Below are 21969 nucleotides of genomic sequence, written 5' to 3'. Positions count from 1 at the left end.
GAACACACGCGGAACGGCGGATGTCCCGATCCGTTCGAACCCCGCCGTCATCTTGACCCAGGCCATTGGCACCGCTGCGCCGCCCGGATTAGATGGTCGTGATATTCGAGGACCTCCCATGCCCTTTTCCACGCCCTACACCGCCGATGCCCACCGTTATGACGCCGGCATGCCCTATCGCCGCGTCGGGCGCAGCGGCCTTCGCCTGCCGGCGATCAGCCTGGGGCTGTGGCAGAATTTCGGCGGTACCGACGTCTTCGAGACGGGCCGCGCGATCCTGCGCCGCGCCTTTGATCGCGGGGTCACCCATTTCGACCTCGCGAACAATTACGGCCCGCCCTATGGTTCGGCGGAGGAGAATTTCGGCCGCGTGCTCGCCAGCGACTTCGCGCGGCACCGCGACGAACTGATCATCTCGACCAAGGCGGGATGGGACATGTGGCCGGGGCCTTATGGCGACATCGGCTCGTCCAAGAAATATCTGATCGCCAGCTGCGACCAGAGCCTGAAGCGGATGGGCGTCGACTATGTCGACATCTTCTACTCGCACCGCGTCGACCCGACCACCCCGCTGGAAGAGACGATGGGCGCGCTCGTCCAGCTCCACCGGCAGGGCAAGGCGCTCTATATCGGTCTGTCCTCCTATGAGCCGGGCCTGACCCGCCGTGCCGCCGCGATCCTGGCGGAGGAGAAGGTGCCGCTCTTCATCCACCAGCCCAGCTATTCCATCCTGAACCGGTGGATCGAGCGCGAGCTTCGGGCGACGCTGGAGGATCTCGGCACCGGCTGCATCGCCTTCTCGCCGCTGGCACAGGGCATGCTGACCGACAAATATCTGAACGGCGTTCCCCAGGATGCGCGCGCCAGTCGCGGCGGGTCGCTGTCGCAATCGCTGCTGACCGACGCCAATCTCGCGGCGATCCGCCGGTTGCACGAGATCGCGGCGGCGCGCGGACAGACGCTGGCGCAGATGGCCATCGCCTGGACGCTGCGCGATCCCCGCGTGACCTCCGCCTTGATCGGCGCACGCACCGTCGAGCAGTTGGACGACTCGCTCGACGCGGTACGGCGATTGGACTTCTTGGCTGAGGAACTGGCCGCCATCGACCGGGCGGCCGAGGATGGCGGGATCAACCTGTGGGCGGAGTCCTCGGACATCGTCGACATGCCGGCGGCACAGGGGGTTCCGGTCGGCTCGTAACCGCCGCCCATCCTCATATGCGACGGTCGGGTGTCCGACCTGAAAGCCCTTTGCGGACGGAGCGGATTTGCCCGCGGCCGTCCCAAAGGCGAACACATCTCGAAAGGCGGCTGCGTCTCCAACGGGCATGTCCGGGCACATAGGGGGAGCGGCCAACGGCCGGCGGCACTCAGGATATGCGACAGGAGGCCGCTTCAAGGTTCTGTTTTAAGGTTCTTTTCTGATCTTATCGGCCAACTTCTAGGTCTTGGCGAAGCGGATACATCACCGGCCCGTCACACGCCGAATGATGCGATTTAACGGGGACCCATCTCCATACAGCCTGCACGCCATCCGCGTTGCGTCGCACAAATCGCCTATCTAAGCCCGACCCATCGAAGGGGTTGAGATGATCATGGGCTTTGACACCGTGCGATCGGGGATTGGGCATGTCGCGACGGGATCGCTCACGGCGTTCGTTCGGCCGCGCCGGACCGTCGACCTGTATCGCGCATAAGCCGGACGGCCCGTCACCATGTCCTCGACCACCCATAACGGCAGCATCGTCGATTCGTTCATCCGTCCTTCGACCGTGAATGATCATGGCCATCGGCCGGCCGCCGCCGATGACACGCCCGCCGCGCCGCTTCAGCCCAGCAAGATCGCCTACCGCGCCGACATCGATGGCCTGCGCGCGCTGGCGATCGTGCCGGTCGTGCTCTTTCACGCCGGGGTGGAGCTGTTTCGCGGCGGCTTCGTCGGCGTCGACGTCTTCTTCGTCATCTCCGGCTTTCTGATCACGACGGGCCTGCTCCAGGACTCGTCGATCACCCGCTTCTACGAACGCCGCCTGCGCCGCATCCTGCCGGCGCTGACCGCGATGATGACGATCTCGACGGTCGCGGCCCTCGTCCTCCTGCTTCCCGGTGACCTGCTGGCGTTCGGCAAGAGCATGGGGTCGGCGCTGCTCTTCGGCTCGAACGTCTATTTCTGGCGGCAGTCGGGCTATTTCGCCACGATCACCGAGACATGGCCGTTACTCCACACCTGGTCGCTGGGTGTCGAGGAGCAGTTCTACATCTTCTTCCCGCTCTGCATCCTGGTGCTGGGGCGGTGGCGCCGGCGGGTCCTTCCGATCGCGATCGTCGCAATGATGATCGCGTCCTTCTGGGCCGCGCAATTCCTCGTCGGAAATATGAAGGGCGTCATGGCCTTCTATCTCATGCCGTCGCGCGCATGGGAATTGCTGACGGGATCGCTGCTGGCGACGGGGATCATACCGGCGGTGCGCAACCGCGTGATTGGCGCCGTGGCGGCCCTCGCCGGCGTGGCGATGATCGTCTATTCAGTCCTGGCCTATAGCGCGACCACTCCGTTTCCGGGCCTCAGCGCCATTCCCCCCGTGCTGGGATCGGCACTGATCATCTGGGCGGGCCAAAAGGGCGAGCATGGCCTCTCGCCCGTCTTGGGGGCGGCGCCGCTGCGGTTCATCGGCCTGATCTCCTATTCGCTCTATCTCTGGCATTGGCCGATCCTCGCCTTCGTCCGCTACGCCTATATCGACCCCATCACGCCGGTGATCGCGACGGTGGCGGTCGCGGCGTCGGTCGTCGCAGCCTATCTGTCCTGGCGCTATGTCGAGCGTCCGTTCCGGCATATGAATTCGCGCGCCAAGATCTGGAGCTGGTCCGCCGCCGCCGGTGCCGTCATGGCGCTGGCCAGTCTGGCGCTCATCGTTGGCAACGGCTTTCCGCAGCGTTTTTCGCCCGCGATCGTCGCCCTGAATGCCGATCAGGACGATAGCTGGCGGTGTGGCCCTTCGTCCTTCGTGCGGCTGGGCGCCTATTATGCCTGCGCGATCGACCTTCCCTCACGCGATCCGCGCAAGGCGGACGTCATCCTGTGGGGCGACAGCCATGCCCAGATGTATGTCCCGGCCTTGCGCGCCGCCTTGCATGGCCGCTCGGCGGTGCTGGTCAACGCCTATGGCTGCGCGCCGACGGTGAACGGCGGACAGGACGCCAATTGCGCGCAAATCCAGAACCGCAATTTCCGCGAGATCGCGGCGCTCCCCGCCAAGACCGTGATCCTGGCGCAGAACTGGCCGCAATATCGCAAGGAGGTCGGCAAGCGGCTGGGCCGCGCCACGCCGCCCGATCAGCGCTTCCTGCCCGCCGCTCGCCGCTTCGCCGAAACCGTCGATGCACTCAACGCGGCGGGGAAGACGGTGTACGCGGTCGCCGCCATCCCCAATCCGGAATATGAATTGCCCAGCGTCGTGTCGCGCGATCTGGCCTTTCATGGCCGACCGCGTCATCGCACCGGCGTGACGAACGCCGCCTTCCGTCAGGACTTCGCCAATGTCCTCGACACGGAGAAGCGGCTGATGTCGGATGGAAAATTGTCGCTGATCGACGTGCGCAAATTCGTCTGTCGGCGTGACGTGTGCAACTTCATCCAGAGCGGCCATAGCGTGTTCGCCGATCACGGCCATGTGACCAATGCCTTTGCGCGCGCCATGGGCCCGACCTTCGACGCGACGCTTCGCCTGGGACCGGCGAAGCCGTGACGGTTCGTGCCCCGACCTTCCCCGGCTTTCGCCATCCCGCCGCCGGTCGGGACATGCGCCCGCGTCCCGCCGCCCCGCCCCGCCATGGCAAGGGGTGGATGGCCGCCCCCTTTTCGGGTCTGGTCTTCCTGTTGCTGACGCTCCGCTTCGGGATGGACCGCGTGCTGATGGGCACCTCCATCTCGCTGGGCTCCACGAACGTCACGCTCGGTATCCTGTTCAACTTCGCCTTCGTGTTCATCGCGTTCAGCCTGCTGGGCTTCACGCTGTTCTCGAACCGGGCGATGCAATCGGACGCCGTCGTTCCGCTTGCCCTGTGGCTTCCCTTCCTGATCTCGCTGTTCGGATCGCTGGCCTATACCGCCTATCCGGTGGACGGGATCAAGTTCGTCTGGAACGTCCTGACCTTCTTCTGCATGTTCGCGATCGGCTATCATTACAGCCGGTATTTCTCGATAAGCCGGATCGCCGACGTCATCATCGTGACCGGCATATTTCCGATCCTGATCTCGATCGTCTTCTATGCCCTGGACGGGTTCGGACAGCGTCTGCAAGGTGCGGCGGGCCATCCTAACATGCTGGCCTTCTTCCTCTTCTTCTATGTCAGCTTCTGCTATCACGGGCTGGTCTGGGGCTGGATCAAGAGCCGCGCGATCCGCAACGTCGCGATCCTCTTCTGTGCGGTGGCGACTCTCGAACTGCTGCTCACCGGCACCCGGTCCGCCTTCGTCGCCCTGTTCGCGTTCATCCTCGTGTCGACGCTGCGCCGCCCCCTATGGCTGTTGATGGTCCTGCCGGCGCCGTTGCTCGCACTGGCCATACCCAGCGTCAACGAGCGCATCACCGAGGTCTTCCATTCCAAGCCGACCGTCAGCTACGAATATTTCGTCGCCACGGCACGCGGCGACACCGAAACCGAAGGCGGGGTGGAAGCCGATTCGGGGACGTGGCGCATGTTCCTGTGGAAGGCGGCGTGGTCGGTCATCCTGGAGGCACCGCTGTTGGGCCACGGTGCCTATTCCTTCCTGCCGAGTTCACCCGACTTCTTCCCGTTGAAGGCGGCCGGCGGATCGGGGGCGCACAACATCTTCGTACAGATCACGTTCGAACAGGGCTTTGTCGGGCTTGCGACCTATCTCTGGCTGATCTTCGGCATATGCGCGCTGGCGATCACCCGGTTCCGGCGTGACCCCGGGCTGGCGATCTTCATCATCATGCTGACCCTGTGCTTCAACGTCGCAGGGCTGAGCGACAATATGCTCTATTATCTGATCGACCAGATTTATATTTGTTTCGCGTCGGGCATTACGCTGGGCCTGTTGATGCGCGCACCGCCGCCCAAGCCAGCGGCGTTCAGGCGGTTCCGCGCGGCGTAGCAAGTCCCGCCGGAAAGGCTCCGTTTCGCGAAACGACGCATCCGCCCTGATGCGCTGGACATGCGTCGCGCCTATCTTGCCCCCATGAAAAAGATCGGCTTCCTCTCCTTCGGCCATTGGTCCGCCTCGCCCCAGTCCGCCACGCGTTCGGCGCAGGACGTGCTGCTCCAGTCGATCGACCTCGCGGTCGCAGCGGAGGAACTGGGGGCGGATGGGGCCTATTTCCGGGTCCATCATTTCGCGCAGCAGCTCGCCTCGCCCTTTCCGCTGCTCGCCGCCGTCGGCGCGCGGACGTCGCGGATCGAGATCGGAACGGGCGTCATCGACATGCGCTATGAAAACCCGCTCTATATGGTCGAGGATGCCGGGTCGGCCGATCTGATCAGCGGCGGCCGCTTGCAGCTGGGCATCAGCCGGGGTTCGCCCGAGCAGGTGATCGATGGCTGGCGGCATTTCGGCTATGGCCCGGCGCAAGGTGAGACCGACGCCGATATGGGTCGTCGCCATGCCGAGGTCTTCCTGCACCTGCTGAAGGGTCAGGGCTTCGCCAAGCCCAATCCGCGGCCGATGTTCCCCAACCCGCCCGGCCTGTTGCGGTTGGAGCCGCATTCGGCCGGTTTGCGCGATCGCATCTGGTGGGGGTCCGCGTCCAATGCGACGGCGGTCTGGGCGGCGCAGCAAGGCATGAACCTGCAAAGCTCGACCCTGAAGGCCGATGAGAGCGGCGAGCCGTTCCATGTCCAGCAGGCCAAGCAGATCCGCGCCTATCGCGAGGCATGGGCGGCGGCGGGCCATCAGCGAGCGCCGCGCGTGTCCGTCTCCCGCTCGATCTTCGCGCTGACCAATGATCAGGACCGCGCCTATTTCGGGCGCGACGACAGCAGCGATCAGGTCGGCGTCATCGACAATATGCGCGCCGTCTTCGGCCGTTCCTATGCCGCCGAGCCGGAAAAGCTGATCGAACAACTCCGCGCCGACGAGGCCATCGCGGAGGCGGATACGCTGTTGCTCACCGTACCCAATCAACTGGGCGTGGCGTATAACGCGCATGTGATCGACAACATCCTGCGCCACATCGCCCCCGCCCTCGGCTGGCGCTGATCGCCTTGCTGCGTCCCGGCATCGGGCCGGGGCGCCGCATGCGGCGAGACACGCCGGGTGACGATGCGTTGCTTTATCGATGAAAGAAAATGGCGCGCCCGGAACGATTCGAACGTCCGACCCTCAGATTCGTAGTCTGATGCTCTATCCAGCTGAGCTACGGGCGCGCATGGGGCCTCTGTCGAGGCCTGATATGTGATCCACTGGCGCGCCCGGAACGATTCGAACGTCCGACCCTCAGATTCGTAGTCTGATGCTCTATCCAGCTGAGCTACGGGCGCGCTGTGGAGGTGGGCTGATAGAAGTCGTTTCGGATTGTGGCAATAGCCTTTCTGCGGTTATCCACAATTTCTTCGCGCACGGCACACAAGCGCGTTTGCGGCATTTTCTCGGCGCGCCTTCCATGTCTAGGGTGATCCGCGATGATGCACGCTCCTCTCCGCCCCCGCCCGGCCCTGTCATGGCTGTTCCTCGGCGTCGCCCTGGCCGCGCCGCTCGCCGGATGCTCGCGCGATGCCACCCGCTATCCCTCGCTCGCGGTTCGCCCCGCCGAGAAGCAGGGTTTCGCCGAGCCGGAGGTGACGCCGGTCCCGCTCAAGCCCGACCCGGCGCTGGACAGCGCGATCGGCGATCTGAGCGGCCGGCTGGACGCCATCGAGGCCGAGTTCGCCAAGGCCCATGCCCGAGCCCGCACCAGTGCGGGCGAAGCGCGCGGCCAGGCGGTGGGCAGCGAGGCCTGGCTGACGGCGCAGACCGAATTGGCGACGCTGGACGAAATCCGGGCGCGCACCTCGGCCATTCTAGCCGAGATCGACGACCGCGCGATCGCCCGTGCGGCCGAACTGCTGCCCGACTATCCCGCGCTGGTCGCCCTGCGCGCCCGTACCGCAGAGGTCATCGCGCGTCAGGGCAGCCAGATCGATACGCTGTCGGCCAGCCTGCCGACCGCCTGAGACGGTCAGAAGCGGCGGATGAAGGGCAGGACCGTCGAGTAATCGTCGGTCCAGGCGCGCAGGCCAGGCGGCGCGGTGACGGTGGTCCAGTCGCCGCCCGTTGCTTCCAGCGCGGCGAGCATCCCGCGATCCCGCGACAGGGCCAGCCAGACCGAGTTGGTCGCCTGCACGTCGCGGTCGAGATCGGTCGGGTTATAGGCCAGCTTGCGCACCGCCCAGCCGCCTGCGCGCGCGGCGGCGGCCACCACCGGTTCCAGATCGACGAAGCGGTTGGAGATATGCACGAGCAGCAATCCTCGCGGCGCCAAGACCCGGCCATAGGTCGCAAATGCCTCCTGCGTCAGGAGATGGGCCGGGACCGCATCGGAGGAGAAGGCGTCGAGCGCCAACAGGTCCAAACTCGCGCTGCGATCCTGGCTCAGGCGGATACGCGCGTCGCCAATGCGAATGACCGGGTCTGGCCGGCAATGCCGCAGATAGGCGAACTGGCCGGTATCGCGCGCGATCCGGACCATGACGGGATCGATTTCGTAGAAGCGCCAATGCTGGCCGGGCCGGGCATAGCAGGCCAGCGTTCCAGTCCCCAGACCGACGACCCCGATCCGTGCGCCGGGGCCATATAGCGAGGGCGCGGCCCGCATGGCACGGCCCACCCCCGAAAAAGGCGCATAATAGGTGGTGGGCGTCCGCTCACGCTCGACCGAGCCGCGCAACTGGATACCATGAACGGTCGATCCGTGATCCAGCTCGCGATAGCCGGCGACGTCGCGCACCGTGTAGACGCCGAAATAGCTGCGCATCCGGGCATCGTGCGCCATGGAAAGCGCCAGCGAGCGATAGCCGCCGAACATGACGAGCGTCACCGCCAATAACAGCGTGAAGCCCGCGCGGGCACCGATCGTCAGAAACCCGAGCGCCGCGATGACGAGGAAGGCCGGCCCTTGCTGATCCTCGCCGAACCAGCGATCCGGCCCGACAAGTCGCAGGTCGAGGAACACGCCCAACATAACCGCCAGCGCGATCAGCATCGTCCGATGATGTCGCCGCCACAGCCGCCGCAATCCCTCGGTCAGGAACATCTGCGGGATCAGCGCGCCCGCCGCCAGGATCAGCAGCGGATATTCATAGGTCCAGTCGAAGACGACCGGCGCGACCATGCCGGCGAAAATGCCGCCCAGAACGCCGCCGACCGCCATCCAGAGATAGAAGCCCGTCAGCCGGTCCGCCGCCGGTCGCGCGCGATAAAGTGCGGTGTGCAGCCCGACCGAGACCATGAAGAGCAGCGCCAGCGCCACGCCGGCGTTGAAATAGGGGCGCTGCGGATGGCCATCCATGATAACCCCGCCGAACAGCAGCAGCGTCACCGGCGCGATCCGGGTCAGGATGTCGGCCACCCCGCGCCGGGTGGCGAAAGCGATGATGAAGCTGAGCAGATACAGCCCCAGCGGCAAGACCCAGAGCAGCGGCATCGCGACGATGTCGGTGGTGATATAGGTCGAGGTCGCGAGCACCAGCCCCGAGGGCACCGCCGACAGCGCGACCCACAGGCCGATCCGCCGCCACCCGGGGGCCGGCGATGGTTCGGCCACCACCGGCGCGTCCCGACCGATCGCCGGCAACCGGGTCGCGCAGACCAGGACCAGCAGCCCGAGCAGCGCATAGCCCGCGCTCCACATCAGGCTTTGCGCATGCAGCGCCATGCTCGGCTCGACGAGCAGCGGATAGGCGACCAGCCCGGCAAAGCTGCCCAGGTTCGACGCGGCGTAAAGCGCATAAGGATTGCGCCCCGGCTCGGCGAGCGCGAACCAGCGCTGGATCAGTGGCGCCTGCGCGGACACGGCGAAGAAGAGCGGGCCGATCGACAAGCCCAGCAGCCAGGGCACCCATATGGCCGGTTCGGCATCGGCCGAGGGCTGCACCGCGATCAGCCCGATGGGCAGCCACAAGGCCGCGATCAGCAGCACACCGATATGGATCGCCGCCTGCACACGCGGCCGCCATCGCCCCAGGGCGTGCGCATAGGCATATCCGCCCAGCAGCAGCGCCTGATAGACCAGCATCGCCGAGTTCCACACCGCCGGCGCGCCGCCCAGCCGGGGCAGCGCCATGCGCGCCACCATCGGCTGGACCAGGAACAGCAGGAACGACCCGGTCAGGATCGTCGCGATGAACAGCGGGCGTACCAGACGCGTCAGGGGCATCACGGGCGGCGGAGCGGGCGCGGCGATGGTCAGGCGTTCAACAGGCGCGCGGCATGGGCGGCATGATAGGTCAGCACCCCCGAACAGCCGGCGCGCTTAAACGCCATCAGCGTCTCCAGCACCATCGCATCACGGTCGGCCGCACCGGCGGCGACCGCCGTCTCGATCATCGCATACTCACCCGACACCTGATAGGCGAAGGTCGGCACGCGGAATTCCGCCTTCACCCGGCGGATGATGTCGAGATAGGGCAGGCCCGGCTTCACCATGACGCTGTCGGCGCCCTCGGCCAGATCGAGCGCGACCTCGCGGAGGGCCTCCTCGGCATTGGCGTGATCCATCTGATAGGTGTTCTTGTCGCCCTTCAGCAGGCCGCGCGTGTTCACCGCGTCGCGGAACGGGCCGTAAAAGGCGCTCGCATATTTGGCGGCATAGGCCATGATCTGGACATTGGCGAAGCCCTCTGCCTCCAGCGCGCTCCGGATCATGCCGATCCGACCGTCCATCATGTCGGACGGCGCGATCACGTCCGACCCCGCACGCGCCTGGGTCAGCGCCTGCTGGACCAGCGCGTCCGCCGTGCTGTCATTGACGACATAGCCGGCCTCGTCGACCAGCCCGTCATGGCCGTGCGTGGTATAGGGATCGAGCGCGACATCGGTCAGCACGCCGATCTCCGGCACCGCATCCTTGATCGCGCGGATCGCGCGGCACATCAGATTGTCGGGGTTCAGCGCCTCGCGCCCGTCGTCGCTGCGCAGGTGCGACGGCGTATTGGGGAACAGCGCCAGGCAGGGAATACCCAGATCGGCCGCCTCTCGCGCGCGCGCCACGATCCCGTCGAGCGACCAGCGCGATACGCCGGGCAGGCTGGCGATCGGCTCCTCCACCCCCTGCCCCTCGGTCACGAACAGCGGCCAGATCAGATCGGCCGGGGTCAGCACCGTTTCGGCATGAAGCCGCCGGCTCCAGGCGGAGGCGCGGGTACGGCGAAGGCGAAGCGCAGGATAGGAAGCGGTCATCATATTGGCATTTGGGGGATCATACCCGGCTTGCCAAGCGTTGCGCGAGCGAAAGGAACCCAGGTTGAGAGAGATACGATCGGCCGCCATGGTCGTGAACGCCAAGTCCCGGCGCGGCCAGGCGCTGTTCCGCCGTGCCTGTGCGGCGCTGTCCGACCTGCCCTACAAGGTCGACGCGCGTGCCGTGGAGGACCCCGAAGAGCTCGAGCCGACGGTCCGCGAACTGCTGGCGGCTAAGCCCGACCTGCTGATCCTGGGCGGCGGTGACGGCACGATCAGCGGCCTTGTCGACCTGATGGTCGGCCATGACGTGATGCTGGGCGTATTGCCGCTGGGCACGGCGAACAGCTTCGCGCGCTCGCTCGGCATCCCGCTCGACATCGAGGGCGCGGTGGAGGTGATCCGCACCGGTCGCCCGCGCCGCATCGACCTGGGGATGATCGACAACGATTATTACGCCAACTGCGCCGCGATGGGGATCAGCCCCAAGATCGCCGAAACCGTGCCACATGGCCTGAAGCGCGTGGCGGGGCGACTCGGCTATCTCGGCTGGGCGGCCTATCAGTTCCTGCGCTTCCGCCCCTTCACGCTGATCGTCGAGCAGGATGGCCAGCGCGAGCGGCTGCGCGTCGTCGAGGTGCGGATTTCCAACGGCCCCTATCACGGCGGCACCGAGCTGGTGGAGTCCGCCGCCGTCGATTCGGGCAAGATCGTGGTGCAGGCGGTGTGCGGCCATGTGAAGCGCCGGCTGATCGTCAACTGGGGCGCCAGCATCCTGCGCAGCGACTATCGCAAAGAAAAGGTGCGCGAGTTCCGGGGGCGTGAGATCAAGCTCAACACCATCCCGCCGCTGCCCATCTCGATCGATGGCGAGGTGCTGGCGCGCACGCCGGTCACCGCCCGCATCGCGCCCGGGATCATCGAGGTGATCGCCCCGGCGTGACGCGCAGGCGGGATCAGCCGACCGGCATCGCCTTGTTGGTCGGCTGTCCCTCGGCCATCGCCTGTTCGTGGCATTCCTCCGGCGCGGCGGTCAGCTTGCCCTTGCGCCAGCCGCCACGGCGATAATAGGCGATCGTCATCAGCATCGAGGCCAGCGATCCGGCCGGAAAGCTCCACCAGATCGCATCCGACCCGAGCATCGGCGACAGCGCATAGGCCAGCCCGAAGCGCACCGGGAACATCGCGATGGCCAGGATGACCAGCGGCCCCACCACCGCGCCATTGGCCCGCACCGTCGCCGCCAGCACCATCGAGATGCCGAACAGCATGAAGCTCCACCCCGCGATCAGGTTGATCCGCGTGGCGATGTCGATCGCCGCCGGCTCGCTGCCCAGGAACAGCCACAGCACATGCCGGTCGAGCAGCGTCACGATTCCGACCAGCGCCCCCGTCAGCAACAGGTTCATGCGCAGCCCGGCGCGGGTGACCCGGTCGACCCGGTCCCATTGCCCCGCCCCGATATTTTGCGCCACCATCGCGCTGACCGCCGCGCCTACCGCCATCGCGGGCATCTGGATATAGGTCCAGAGCTGGTTCGCCGCGCCGTACGCCGCCGTCGTCGCGGTCCCATGCCGGTTGACCAGCCCCATCATGGCGAGCGCGGAGGTGGAGACGACCAGCATCTGCAGCCCCATGGGAAAGCCCTTGACCACGATCGTCCGCAGCAGCTCGGTGGAGGGCATCAGATAGCGCCATTCGGCCCCGCGCAGCCGCACGACCAGATCACGGGCATAAATGAAGCCGACCAGCCCGATCAGCGACGCCGCATTGGCGATCAACGTCGCAAGCGCCGATCCCTGAATACCCAGCGCCGGCAACGGCCCCAGGCCGAGAATGAAGACCGGGTTCAGGATGACGTCCAGCACCGATCCCAGCGCCATGAACTTCAGCGGCGTGACCGAATCGCCAACACCCCTCAGCGCCATGGTGAACAACACGCTGACGAACCCCGGCGGCATCGCGACGAAGATGATGCGCAGATAGGCCAGTGCCAGCGGATAGACATCGTCCGGCGTCGACAGCGCGCGCAGGATGGCGGGCGCCGCGAGCCAGCCGACGATCACCGTCAGAACGGAGATGATCAGGAACAGCCCCAGCGCCGCGCCCAGCACCCTCCGTGCCGCGTCGACGTCGCGCCGCCCCATATTCTGGCCGATCAGGATCGTCGCCGCCATTCCGAACCCGAAGGTCGCCGCGACCAGCAGGAACATGATGATATTGGCATTGGTCGTCGCGGCCAGCGCTCGCGCGCCCAGAAACTGGCCGATCCAGATCGCATTGATCGACCCGTTCAGCGACTGCAACACGCTCGATCCCAGGGTCGGCAATGCGAACAGCAACAGGGTGCGGCCAATCGGCCCGGTGGTCAGGTCGCGGCGACCGGCATTGGCTGTCACGGTGTCTTGTCTCCGCCGTTGATCTCGTCCTCGACGAAACGCGCCATGGCGGCATATTGAAGCGCGGGCGCGCGATTTCCCTGTCCCGCATAGAGACCGCGCAGATAGCCCCAGTCGAACGCGGTCAACGCGCCCGGCGCGGCGTCCCCCTCAAACAGGGTCAGGATGGTGGAGACGCCCGATGCCTGACGCGGACGCACGACGGCCAGCGCCCGCATCGTCGCATAGTCGGCGATCTGCTCGACCGTCCTGCCCATCACGGCATCGCGCTCGATCATCACGACGGCCGCCGCGATATGCGACTTGACGGGCAGGTTGATCCGGCTGGCGCTGGGGATATGGAGGGTAGGTAGCTCACCCGGCATGGCGATCAGGGGATCGCCGTCACGGCTGGTCAGCGCGGTCATGTGCCAGGCATGGACCGGCCCCTTGTCCTTCGCCAGCGCGCGGACGTCGGCATAAGCGAGTTCACCGAACATCCCCGGGCGATGATCGATCAGCCATGCGATGTGCGCAGGCCCGTGATCGACGAACAGGATCAGGACATTGGGCCGGCATTTCTCGCCGCCCAGCTTGATCCCCAGCCGCTCGGCATGCCCCAGCATCCGGTCGGCGATCGGCATCGCCAGCGTCGCCGGCAAGCCGCTGCTGGCGATGCAGAGCGGCTCGGTCAGGCGGGACAGCGGCCGATCGCTGTCCGGATAGCCGGATATGGTGGCGAACCAGCGCAACGTCTCGCGTCTCGGCGGCAAGGGCCGTGCGGTGACGATGACGGGATCGGTTGCACCCCCCGGCGCGGTGGCCGTTTGGGCGCCGGTCAGTGCGGGCAGACTGGCGATTGCCAGGATCGGCCCACGCCACATGCCCCTCATGGTGTGGTCGACGCTTCGCGAACGCCGCGCGCCATATTGGCGATCTGTTGCGTCGCGCCGGCATGGCGCGGCGACTGGTACAGCCCACCCAGCAGGCCGCGATCGAACTCGGTGAATTCCGACGGCGCGGTCGCATCCTTGTCGAACAGGGTCAGGATGGTCGGCACCGCCGCGTCGGCCACGGGTTTGGTCGCCGCCATGCTGCGCATCACCGCATAGTCGGCGATCTGCACCAATGTCTTGTTGAGCAACGCCTTGCGCTCGATCACCACGACCGAGGCGGCGATGTCCTGACGAACGGGGCTGAGCAGACGCGACGCCGCACCGACCTTCATTTCCGGCCAGTTCGTCGAAGGGCCCTCCTGTTGGATCACGAGGTCGCCGTCACGCGACACCCGCACCGCCGCATTCCAGGCATAGACCGGCCCCGGCGCCTTCACGATGCGGCTGACCGCCGGGCGGGTCAGGTCGCCGAAGATCTGCGGCGATCGGGTTCGCAAGCCCAGAAGCTGCTCCTGCGGATTGTCGGCGAAGAGGATCAGGATGTTGGGCCGGCATCCATCGGGTGCCATCTGCATGCCCAGCAACTGGACCGTCGCCATCATCCGCCGCAGGATTTCCTCGCTGGCGGCGACCGGCAGCCCGGCGGTGCCGATACAGACCGGCTCGCGAAACCGCATCAGCGGCATGTCCGATTGCGGACGACCGGTCACCCCGAGGATCTGATCCTTGATCTCGGCCTCGCGCGGGATCGGTCGCGCGGTGACCACCACCGGATCGCTGGTCGCGGCCGGCGCGCTCTGCGCCGCCGCTTGCGCGAGAAGGGGCGAAGGCAAGAGGAGCACGACCCCCGCCAGCAGGGCCGTCATCCGTCTCTTGTCCATCGCCACTCTCCCCTTGGCTGTTGTCGTCCGTTACCCCGCGAGCGCGTCCCGCACCGCCTGGAGGGCCTCTGCGCCCTTGGTGCCATCGGGGCCGCCGCCCTGCGCCATGTCGGGACGGCCGCCACCGCCCTGCCCGCCCAGCGCGGCCACGGCCTTGCGCAGCAGGTCGACCGCATTGTGCTTAGCGGTCAGGTCGTCGGTCACGCCGACCGCGACCGAGGCGCGGCCATCATTGACCGCGACCATCACCGCGACGCCCGAGCCGCCCAGCCGCTGCTTGGCATCGTCCACCGCACCGCGCAGCCCCTTGGCCTCGAACCCGTCGAGCACCTGGCCGATGAACGCCACGTCGCCGATCTGCTCCGGCCCGGCCGCCGCACCGCCGGCCCCGCCGCCCATCGCCAGCGCCTTCTTGGCCTCGGCCAGTTCGCGCTCCAGACGACGGCGGTCCTCGACCAGCGCGGCGATGCGCGCGGGCACCTCGTCGGGCGTCGTCTTCAGCGTCGCGGCGGCCGCCTTCAGCATGTCGTCGCGATGCGACAGATAGGCGCGCGCGCCCTCGCCGGTCAGCGCCTCGACCCGGCGCACGCCGCTCGACACCGCGCCTTCGGACACGATCTTGAATACACCGATCTCGCCCAGCGCACTGACATGCGTGCCGCCGCAGAGTTCGAGGCTGTAGGTGCCATCGGCATCCTCGCCCATCGACACGACGCGAACCTCGTCGCCGTACTTCTCACCGAACAGCGCCATCGCGCCCATTTCGATCGCCTCGTCGGGCGTCATCAGGCGGGTGACGACAGGACCGTTGCCGCGCACCTGCTCGTTCACCTTCGTCTCGACCTCGGCAATGTCGTCGGCGGTCATGCCGACCGGCTGCGAGAAGTCGAAGCGCAGCCGGTCGGGCGCGACGAGCGAGCCCTTCTGCGCGACATGGGTGCCCAGCCGCTGGCGAAGCGCCTCGTGCAACAGATGCGTCGCCGAGTGGTTGGCGCGGATCGCGGCGCGGCGGGTCGTATCGATCGCCAGCTTCACACTGTCGCCGACCTTGATGCCGCCTTCCTGGATTTCGGCATTATGCACGAAGACGCGGCCGAGTTGCTTGGAGGTGTCGGTGACGACCGCCTTAAGCCCGGTATCGCTGGAGATCGTGCCGCTGTCACCGACCTGACCACCGCTCTCGCCATAGAAGGGCGTCTGGTTGACGATAACCGAAACGGTATCGCCCGCCGCCGCGCTGTCGACCCGCGCGCCGTCCTTGACCAGCGCGAGCACTTCGCCCTCGCCGGTGTCGGAGGCATAGCCCAGGAATTCGGTCGAGCCGGTTTCCTCGGCGATGTCGAACCAGACGTCGTCCGATGCCTTCGCACCCGAGCCCTTCCACGCCGCACGCGCGGCGCGCTTCTGCTCGGCCATGGCGGCGTCGAAGCCCGCCCGGTCGACCGACAGGTTCTGCGCCCGCAGCGCGTCCTCGGTCAGGTCATAGGGGAAGCCATAGGTGTCATAAAGCTTGAACGCCGTCTCACCCGCCAGCGTCGCGCCGGGGGCCATGCCCGCGGTCGCTTCGTCGAGCAGCTTCAATCCCTTGTCGAGCGTCTGGCGGAAGCGCGTCTCTTCCTGCTTCAGGGTGGCTTCGATTAGCGGCTGCGCGCGGACCAGTTCGGGATAGGCGGCGCCCATCTCCGCGACCAGCGCCGGAACTAGCCGGTGCATCAACGGCTCCTTGGCGCCCAGCAGATGCGCGTGACGCATCGCACGGCGCATGATGCGACGCAGGACATAGCCGCGCCCTTCATTGGCGGGCAGCACGCCGTCCGCCACCAGGAAACCGGCCGAGCGAAGGTGATCCGCGATCACACGGTGCGACGCCTTCGGGCCGTCTTCCGCCTTGGTGTGTGTCAGTTCACACGAAGCGGCGATCAGCGCCTTGAAGGTGTCGGTGTCGTAATTGTCGTGCACGCCCTGCAGGACGGCCGCGATCCGCTCCAGCCCCATGCCGGTGTCGATCGACTTCTTGGGCAGCTCGCCGACGATCTCATTGGCTTCCTGCTCGAACTGCATGAAGACCAGGTTCCAGATCTCGACGAATCGGTCGCCATCCTCCTCCGGGCTGCCGGGGGGGCCACCATAGATATGGTCGCCGTGATCGTAGAAGATTTCCGAGCACGGACCGCACGGCCCGTTCTCGCCCATCGCCCAGAAATTGTCCTTGGTCGGGATGCGGATGATCTTGTGCTCAGGGAGTCCCGCGATCTTCTTCCACAGCTCGAACGCCTCGTCATCGGTGTGATAGACGGTGGCGGTCAGCTTTTCGGCCGGGATGCCCCAGACCTTGGTCAGCAGGGTCCAGGCATGGGTGATCGCCTGTTCCTTGAAATAGTCGCCGAACGAGAAATTGCCCAGCATTTCAAAGAAGGTATGGTGCCGCGCGGTATAGCCGACATTGTCGAGATCGTTATGCTTGCCGCCCGCACGCACGCACTTCTGCGAGCTGGTCGCGGTGGTATAGGGGCGCGACTCCAGGCCGGTGAACACGTTCTTGAACGGCACCATGCCCGCATTCACGAACATCAGCGTCGGGTCGTTCTGCGGCACGAGCGGCGCGGAGGGCACGATCTGATGCCCTTCGCTTCCGAAATAGTCGAGAAAGCCGCGGCGGATGTCGTTGGTCGAGGTCATGAAACGCGACTTAGGCGAGGTTTCGCGCGCGCTCAAGCGCCCGCGCGTTCGCCTCGTTCCGTCGCATCGATATGCACAGCAGGGGGACGAACGGATGTCGGGTTCATGACGCCCTCCCCTCACCGTCAGCGCCCCAGCGCAAGCCGCCCGCAGACAGATCGATCTGCAAGACCCGTCGATGCCGCCCGGGCCGGGACCGGGCCGAGGCATGGAGAATCAGCGTATGATAGACCCAGACCGATCCGGCGTCGGCAAGACACATGGTCTCCCCACAGCGCGCAACGACGTCGCCGATCGCCGCTTCGGGAATGAGGCCCAGCCGATGCGACCCTGGTGAGACCAGCAGCGGCGCATTGTCGGCGTCCACCGGGTCGAGGTGAAAGCGCACGGTCCGCATCCGCTCCAGCAGCGACACGGGCGGCGCGACATGCACCCGCCCCTGCTTGACGGTCCATGGCACGAAGCCATCCGTGTCGCGGCGCTCCGCGACCTCGATGGTGCGATCCTGATGCCATGCCAATGCCCAGTTCGCACCGTCCTGCTTGTCGAACAGGATGGCCCGGACGGGACGGAAATCTGCGCCCGGAGCCCCGTTCAGGTCCGAACACAAACGCCTGACGAACGACAATCCCTCGGTCTGCGCCGGATCGATCCTCTGCCCCGGACAGCCGCCCGGCCAGTCGGCGAACAGCGCCGTCAACTCCGCCAACGCCGCATCGTCGAGACGTGTCAGCCAGCGGACATAGCCGCGTGCGTCCAGTTCGGCGGTCATCCGATCGGCGCGTCGATCGAGCGGGGCGGGGTCGAGAACCATGCCGGGCCCGCCTCGGTTATGTGGAAGCAATCCTCCAGCCGGATGCCGAACTTGCCCGGCAGATACAGCCCCGGCTCGTTGGAGAAACACATGCCCGGTGCCAGCGGCGTCGCCTCGCCGCGCACCAGATTGACCGGCTCATGCCCGTCCATGCCGATGCCATGGCCGGTGCGATGCGACAGGCCCGGCAAGCGATAATCGGGGCCATAGCCTTGGGCGGTGTAGAAACGCCGAACCGCATCGTCGATGCTGCCCGCCGGTGCGCCGATTCGCGCCGCCCCGCGCGCCACCTGCTGGCCCTTCGCGACCATATCCCAGACCTTGCGCTGCTCGGCCGTCGCGGTGCCATGGACCCAGCTTCGCGAGACGTCCGATTGATAGCCCTGCACGGTGCAGCCACAGTCCATCAGCACGACCTGCCCGTCCGCCACCCGGTGAACCTGCTTGCTGCCATGCGGATAGGCGGAGGCTTCGCCGATCAGCGCCATGCTGAATTCGGGTGCGCCGCCCAGCTTGCGGGTCGCGGCACTCATCAGCGCGCCGATCTCCGCGCCGGTCATCCCCGCCTCGACGCGCGGATGGAGCCAGCGATAAGCCGCCATCGTCACATCGGTCGCCACCTGCATCAGCGCGATCTCGGCGGGCGTCTTGATCATCCGGCATCCGCGCACCACCGGATTGGCGGACACCAGCCGCGCGTCGGGCAGCACCCTTTGCAACCCGTCAAAGGCGAAGAAGCGCGCCGTTTCCTCGATCCCGATCGGCCGGTTCGCCAGCTTCCGATCGCGCAGGAAGCCCGCCACGACCGCCAGCGGGTTCTGATCCTCCTGCCACACCCGCACCTCGGCCGGGACCGACAGCGTCTCGCGCACCGAAGGTTCCTCGAAAAAAGGCGTGACGATGCACGGTTCGCCGTCGACCGGCAGGATCGCAGCGGTCAGCCTTTCGCTACGCCCCCAGCGCACGCCGGTGAAATAGACCATGCTCGATCCCGGCTCGATCAGCACTGCGCCGATGCCGTTCGCCTTCATCAGGCCTTGCGCGCGCGACAGCCGCCGCGCGCGTTCGGCCGCGTCGATCGGGACCGCGCCGGTGGTGATGTCGCGCAAGGCCGACAGATCGGGTTCGGCGGCGCGCAACAGCCCCGGCCGGACGAGAAGCGGCAGGGCGGCGGCCGCGATCAGCGCGCGGCGGGACATCAGGGTCTGCATGGCCGCGATGATAGAATTCTTGACCTGAGCGCCGCAATGCCCTTGGCTCGCGCGCGCAATTGGAATTTGGGGTATGCATGGCCAAGCGGCTGACCTTGTACATCTTCATCGGGCTGGTGCTCGGCCTGATCGTCGGCCTGGCGCTCAACCTGTCGATCGACGACGGCAGCGCCGCCGCGACCGAGCAACTGAAAGCGATCGCCGGCTATTTCGCGATCGTCACCGGCCTGTTCTTGCGGCTGATCAAGATGATCATCGCGCCGCTGGTCTTCGCGACGCTGGTGTCAGGCATCGCGCAGATGGGCGACACCAAGGCGCTGGGGCGGATCGGCATCCGCTCGCTCGCCTGGTTCCTGTCGGCCAGCCTCGTCTCGCTCAGCCTGGGCATGATCCTGGTCAACCTGCTCCAGCCGGGGGTCGGCATCAACCTGCCGCTACCCGCCGTCACCGCCGATAGCGGCGTGGTGAAGGCCGGGTTCGACCTGCAGAAATTCGTGACCCACCTCGTCCCGGCTTCGCTGATCGAGGCGATGGCGACCAACGAGGTGCTCCAGATCGTCATCGGATCGCTGTTCCTGGGCGTCGCGATCACGGCGGTGGGCGAGCGCGCCGCGCCTTTGGTCCGTGCGGTCGACGCGCTGGTGGCGGTGATGTTGCAGGTCACCGATTATGTGATGCGCGTCGCGCCGATCGCGGTGTTCGCCGCGGTCGCCGGCACGCTGGCCGAGCGCGGCCCCAGCGTCATCGGCAAGCTCGCCTATTTCATGGGCAGCTTCTATCTGGGGCTGTTCCTGTTGTGGCTGGTCCTGATCGGTGTCGCGACCCTGTTCATCGGCGGCAAGATCCGCGAGCTGCTGGCGCATATCCGCGCGCCGCTGATCCTGGCCTTCTCGACCGCCTCGTCGGAGGCCGCGTACCCCCGCATCCTGGAGGGGCTGGACCGGTTCGGCGTGCCGCCGCGCATCGCCAGCTTCGTGCTGCCGCTGGGGTACTCGTTCAACCTCGACGGCTCGATGATGTACATGACCTTCGCGGCTTTGTTCATCGCGCAGGCCTATGGCATCGACCTGTCGATCGGGCAGCAGATCACGATGTTGCTGGTGCTGATGGTCACGTCGAAGGGGATTGCCGGCGTGCCGCGCGCCTCGCTGGTGGTGATCGCGGCGACCATGCCGATGTTCAACATCCCCGAGGCTGGCTTGCTCCTGATCCTGGCGGTCGACCATTTCCTCGACATGGGCCGCTCGGCGACCAACGTCATCGGCAATGCGGTGGCCAGCGCGGTGATCGCGAAATGGGAAGGGCCGCTCGACCCGCCCGAGCCGGTGGACGTCGCCTCGCTCAAGGCCCCGTCGGGCACGCCGGCCGAACCCGCCCCCGACAGCTTCCGCCAGATCGGGGGGCATTGATCGCCGGTCCCTATGCCTCACGCATAGGCATAGGGACCGCCCTTGGCGAGCGCGGCCTGATAGGCGGGGCGGGCATGGATACGCTCGAGCCACGCGATGGTGGCCGGCCGCCGCTCGTCCAACCCGGCGCGCGCGCGGGCGGCTTCCAGCGGAAAGCTCATGATGATGTCGGCCGCCGTCATCTGATCGCCCGCGAACCAGGGCGATTTGGCGAGTTCGCTCTCGACATAGTCGAGGTGGCGATCGACCATCGGCTGGAACCGCTTCATCGCGGTCTTGCCCATTAACGGAATCCGGCTGAGCACGAGCAGCACGAAGAGCGGCGGCATCAGCGAGCCTTCGGCATAATGCAGCCAGAAGCGCCAGCGCTGCATCGCCTCGCGGTGCGCGGGCGGACCCAGGCGTCCATCGCCCTTGCCGACCAGATATTCGATGATCGCACCCGTCTCGGCGACCACCAGCCCGTCATCCTCGATCACCGGCGACTTGCCGAGCGGATGCACGTTGCGCAGTTCACGCGGCGCCAGCATTGTCTTGGGGTCGCGCTTGTAATGCCGGATGTCGTACGGAAGCCCCAGTTCTTCCAGCATCCAGAGGATGCGCTGCGACCGGCTGTTTTCCAGATGATGGACGATGATCGTCATGATGGCTCCCCTTGTGCGGGCGCGATAACGCATCAGGTGCGGGGGCGGGTTCAACCGGGGTTTATGGGGCGATCGAAGGCCTCGTGACGGCGACGCCATGGCTGTATTTGAAAGCGCGGCCCAGTCTGAGCCGGATCGACATTGGTTTTAGTTTTGCCCGGAGCGGGAGACGACAGACCGGCAGCCTGACGAGGGGTGTTCTCGCCTGTGAGATGGGACCGCATCCACGACCGGTACTCCCCACCATTCCTGCAATGTGGGCGATCGAGATAGCCCCCCGGGCGTCATCTTACCGTGCCGGGGGCATGCCAAAACCCGTGCCCTTAAGGGAGAAGATCGAGCCAGGTCGGATAGACCTTCATCCTATCCTCCCCTCGAAGAGGATCGTTGCAAAACCTTTCAGACCACCCCGGCGCAGGCCGGGGTCCAGTTGGGTCAGCGCTGATAAGCGATGGAAGGCGTCCAGCTTCTGGACCCCGGCCTTCGCTGGGGTGGCGCGTGATCAGTAGGGAAGGGCCAGTTTCACTACGATCCCCTGGAAAGGGTCGCAGGCCGCAAGCTTGACGAAAGGCTGTCCCGGTTGATCACTTAAAGCAGGATGACATGAAGTGAACCCACCCCTCCCCTTCAGGGGAGGGGCCGGGGGTGGGGCGCT

16 protein-coding genes and 2 tRNA genes are annotated in these 21969 nt (G+C 66.5%); 7 read left to right on the top strand and 11 right to left on the bottom strand.

Features of this window, described 5'->3' with window-relative positions:
* Positions 1–118: 118 nt before the first annotated feature.
* The 4 genes from mgrA (at position 119) to GGR48_RS04605 (ending at position 6226) form a co-directional block, all read left to right on the top strand.
* Complete coding sequence (mgrA, locus tag GGR48_RS04620; protein ID WP_183950722.1) at positions 119–1201, top strand: L-glyceraldehyde 3-phosphate reductase; 1083 nt, start codon at positions 119–121, stop codon at positions 1199–1201.
* Positions 1202–1715: 514 nt separating this feature from the next.
* Positions 1716–3749 carry an acyltransferase family protein gene (locus GGR48_RS04615; RefSeq protein ID WP_183950721.1) on the top strand — a complete coding sequence of 678 codons (2034 nt, stop codon included), beginning with the start codon at positions 1716–1718 and terminating at the stop codon, positions 3747–3749.
* Positions 3746–5125: an O-antigen ligase family protein gene (locus GGR48_RS18365; RefSeq protein ID WP_183950720.1), complete on the top strand. Its 1380-nt coding sequence runs from the start codon at positions 3746–3748 to the stop codon at positions 5123–5125. Before GGR48_RS04615 ends, GGR48_RS18365 begins: the two co-directional genes overlap by 4 nt.
* Before the next feature lie 84 nt (positions 5126–5209).
* Positions 5210–6226, top strand: coding sequence for an LLM class flavin-dependent oxidoreductase (locus GGR48_RS04605; RefSeq protein ID WP_183950719.1), 1017 nt, complete (start codon positions 5210–5212; stop codon positions 6224–6226).
* 90 nt (positions 6227–6316) lie between these two features.
* On the opposite strand, the gene GGR48_RS04600 is transcribed toward GGR48_RS04605, so the two are convergent.
* Both GGR48_RS04600 and GGR48_RS04595 read right to left on the bottom strand, forming a co-directional pair.
* Positions 6317–6393, bottom strand: a tRNA-Arg gene (locus tag GGR48_RS04600).
* Positions 6394–6430: 37 nt separating this feature from the next.
* Positions 6431–6507 (bottom strand) — tRNA-Arg (locus GGR48_RS04595).
* 141 nt (positions 6508–6648) lie between these two features.
* Between GGR48_RS04595 and GGR48_RS04590 the strand changes: the two genes are divergently transcribed.
* Positions 6649–7179: a hypothetical protein gene (locus GGR48_RS04590; RefSeq protein ID WP_240455987.1), complete on the top strand. Its 531-nt coding sequence runs from the start codon at positions 6649–6651 to the stop codon at positions 7177–7179.
* 5 nt (positions 7180–7184) lie between these two features.
* On the opposite strand, the gene GGR48_RS04585 is transcribed toward GGR48_RS04590, so the two are convergent.
* Both GGR48_RS04585 and hemB read right to left on the bottom strand, forming a co-directional pair.
* Complete coding sequence (locus tag GGR48_RS04585; protein WP_183950718.1) at positions 7185–9380, bottom strand: spermidine synthase; 2196 nt, start codon at positions 9378–9380, stop codon at positions 7185–7187.
* 29 nt (positions 9381–9409) lie between these two features.
* A complete protein-coding gene (gene hemB, locus GGR48_RS04580; protein WP_183950717.1) occupies positions 9410–10402 on the bottom strand; it encodes a porphobilinogen synthase in 993 nt (330 codons plus the stop codon).
* 88 nt (positions 10403–10490) lie between these two features.
* Between hemB and GGR48_RS04575 the strand changes: the two genes are divergently transcribed.
* On the top strand, positions 10491–11345 hold the full coding sequence (locus tag GGR48_RS04575; protein WP_183950965.1) for a diacylglycerol/lipid kinase family protein: 855 nt from the start codon (positions 10491–10493) through the stop codon (positions 11343–11345).
* Positions 11346–11358: 13 nt separating this feature from the next.
* Here the strand turns inward: GGR48_RS04575 and GGR48_RS04570 are convergent, their stop codons facing one another.
* The 6 genes from GGR48_RS04570 to GGR48_RS04545 form a co-directional block, all read right to left on the bottom strand.
* Positions 11359–12801 carry an MATE family efflux transporter gene (locus GGR48_RS04570; RefSeq protein WP_183950716.1) on the bottom strand — a complete coding sequence of 481 codons (1443 nt, stop codon included), beginning with the start codon at positions 12799–12801 and terminating at the stop codon, positions 11359–11361.
* Positions 12798–13673: a hypothetical protein gene (locus tag GGR48_RS04565; RefSeq protein ID WP_183950715.1), complete on the bottom strand. Its 876-nt coding sequence runs from the start codon at positions 13671–13673 to the stop codon at positions 12798–12800. Before GGR48_RS04565 ends, GGR48_RS04570 begins: the two co-directional genes overlap by 4 nt.
* Positions 13670–14557 carry a hypothetical protein gene (locus GGR48_RS04560; RefSeq protein ID WP_183950714.1) on the bottom strand — a complete coding sequence of 296 codons (888 nt, stop codon included), beginning with the start codon at positions 14555–14557 and terminating at the stop codon, positions 13670–13672. The genes GGR48_RS04565 and GGR48_RS04560 overlap by 4 nt, the downstream gene beginning before the upstream one ends.
* A gap of 30 nt (positions 14558–14587) precedes the next feature.
* Positions 14588–17236 carry an alanine--tRNA ligase gene (gene alaS / locus GGR48_RS04555; protein ID WP_183950713.1) on the bottom strand — a complete coding sequence of 883 codons (2649 nt, stop codon included), beginning with the start codon at positions 17234–17236 and terminating at the stop codon, positions 14588–14590.
* Positions 17237–17339: 103 nt separating this feature from the next.
* Positions 17340–18050 (bottom strand): phytanoyl-CoA dioxygenase family protein, encoded by a 711-nt coding sequence (locus tag GGR48_RS04550; RefSeq protein WP_240455988.1) that lies wholly within the window; start codon positions 18048–18050, stop codon positions 17340–17342.
* Complete coding sequence (locus tag GGR48_RS04545) at positions 18005–19261, bottom strand: M24 family metallopeptidase (protein WP_240455989.1); 1257 nt, start codon at positions 19259–19261, stop codon at positions 18005–18007. The genes GGR48_RS04550 and GGR48_RS04545 overlap by 46 nt, the downstream gene beginning before the upstream one ends.
* Positions 19262–19338: 77 nt before the next feature.
* Here GGR48_RS04545 and GGR48_RS04540 point away from each other — a divergent pair, with 77 nt between their 5' ends.
* Positions 19339–20670: a dicarboxylate/amino acid:cation symporter gene (locus tag GGR48_RS04540; protein WP_183950711.1), complete on the top strand. Its 1332-nt coding sequence runs from the start codon at positions 19339–19341 to the stop codon at positions 20668–20670.
* A gap of 17 nt (positions 20671–20687) precedes the next feature.
* Here the strand turns inward: GGR48_RS04540 and GGR48_RS04535 are convergent, their stop codons facing one another.
* Positions 20688–21314 carry a glutathione S-transferase family protein gene (locus GGR48_RS04535; protein ID WP_183950710.1) on the bottom strand — a complete coding sequence of 209 codons (627 nt, stop codon included), beginning with the start codon at positions 21312–21314 and terminating at the stop codon, positions 20688–20690.
* Between the last annotated feature and the right edge of the window lie 655 nt (positions 21315–21969).

The organism is Sphingomonas pseudosanguinis (genome assembly GCF_014196255.1).
In the GTDB taxonomy this organism is placed as follows: Bacteria; Pseudomonadota; Alphaproteobacteria; order Sphingomonadales; family Sphingomonadaceae; genus Sphingomonas; species Sphingomonas pseudosanguinis.
The sequence above is the reverse complement of the archived record's forward strand: the minus strand, read 5'-3'. Positions and strand labels throughout refer to the sequence as shown.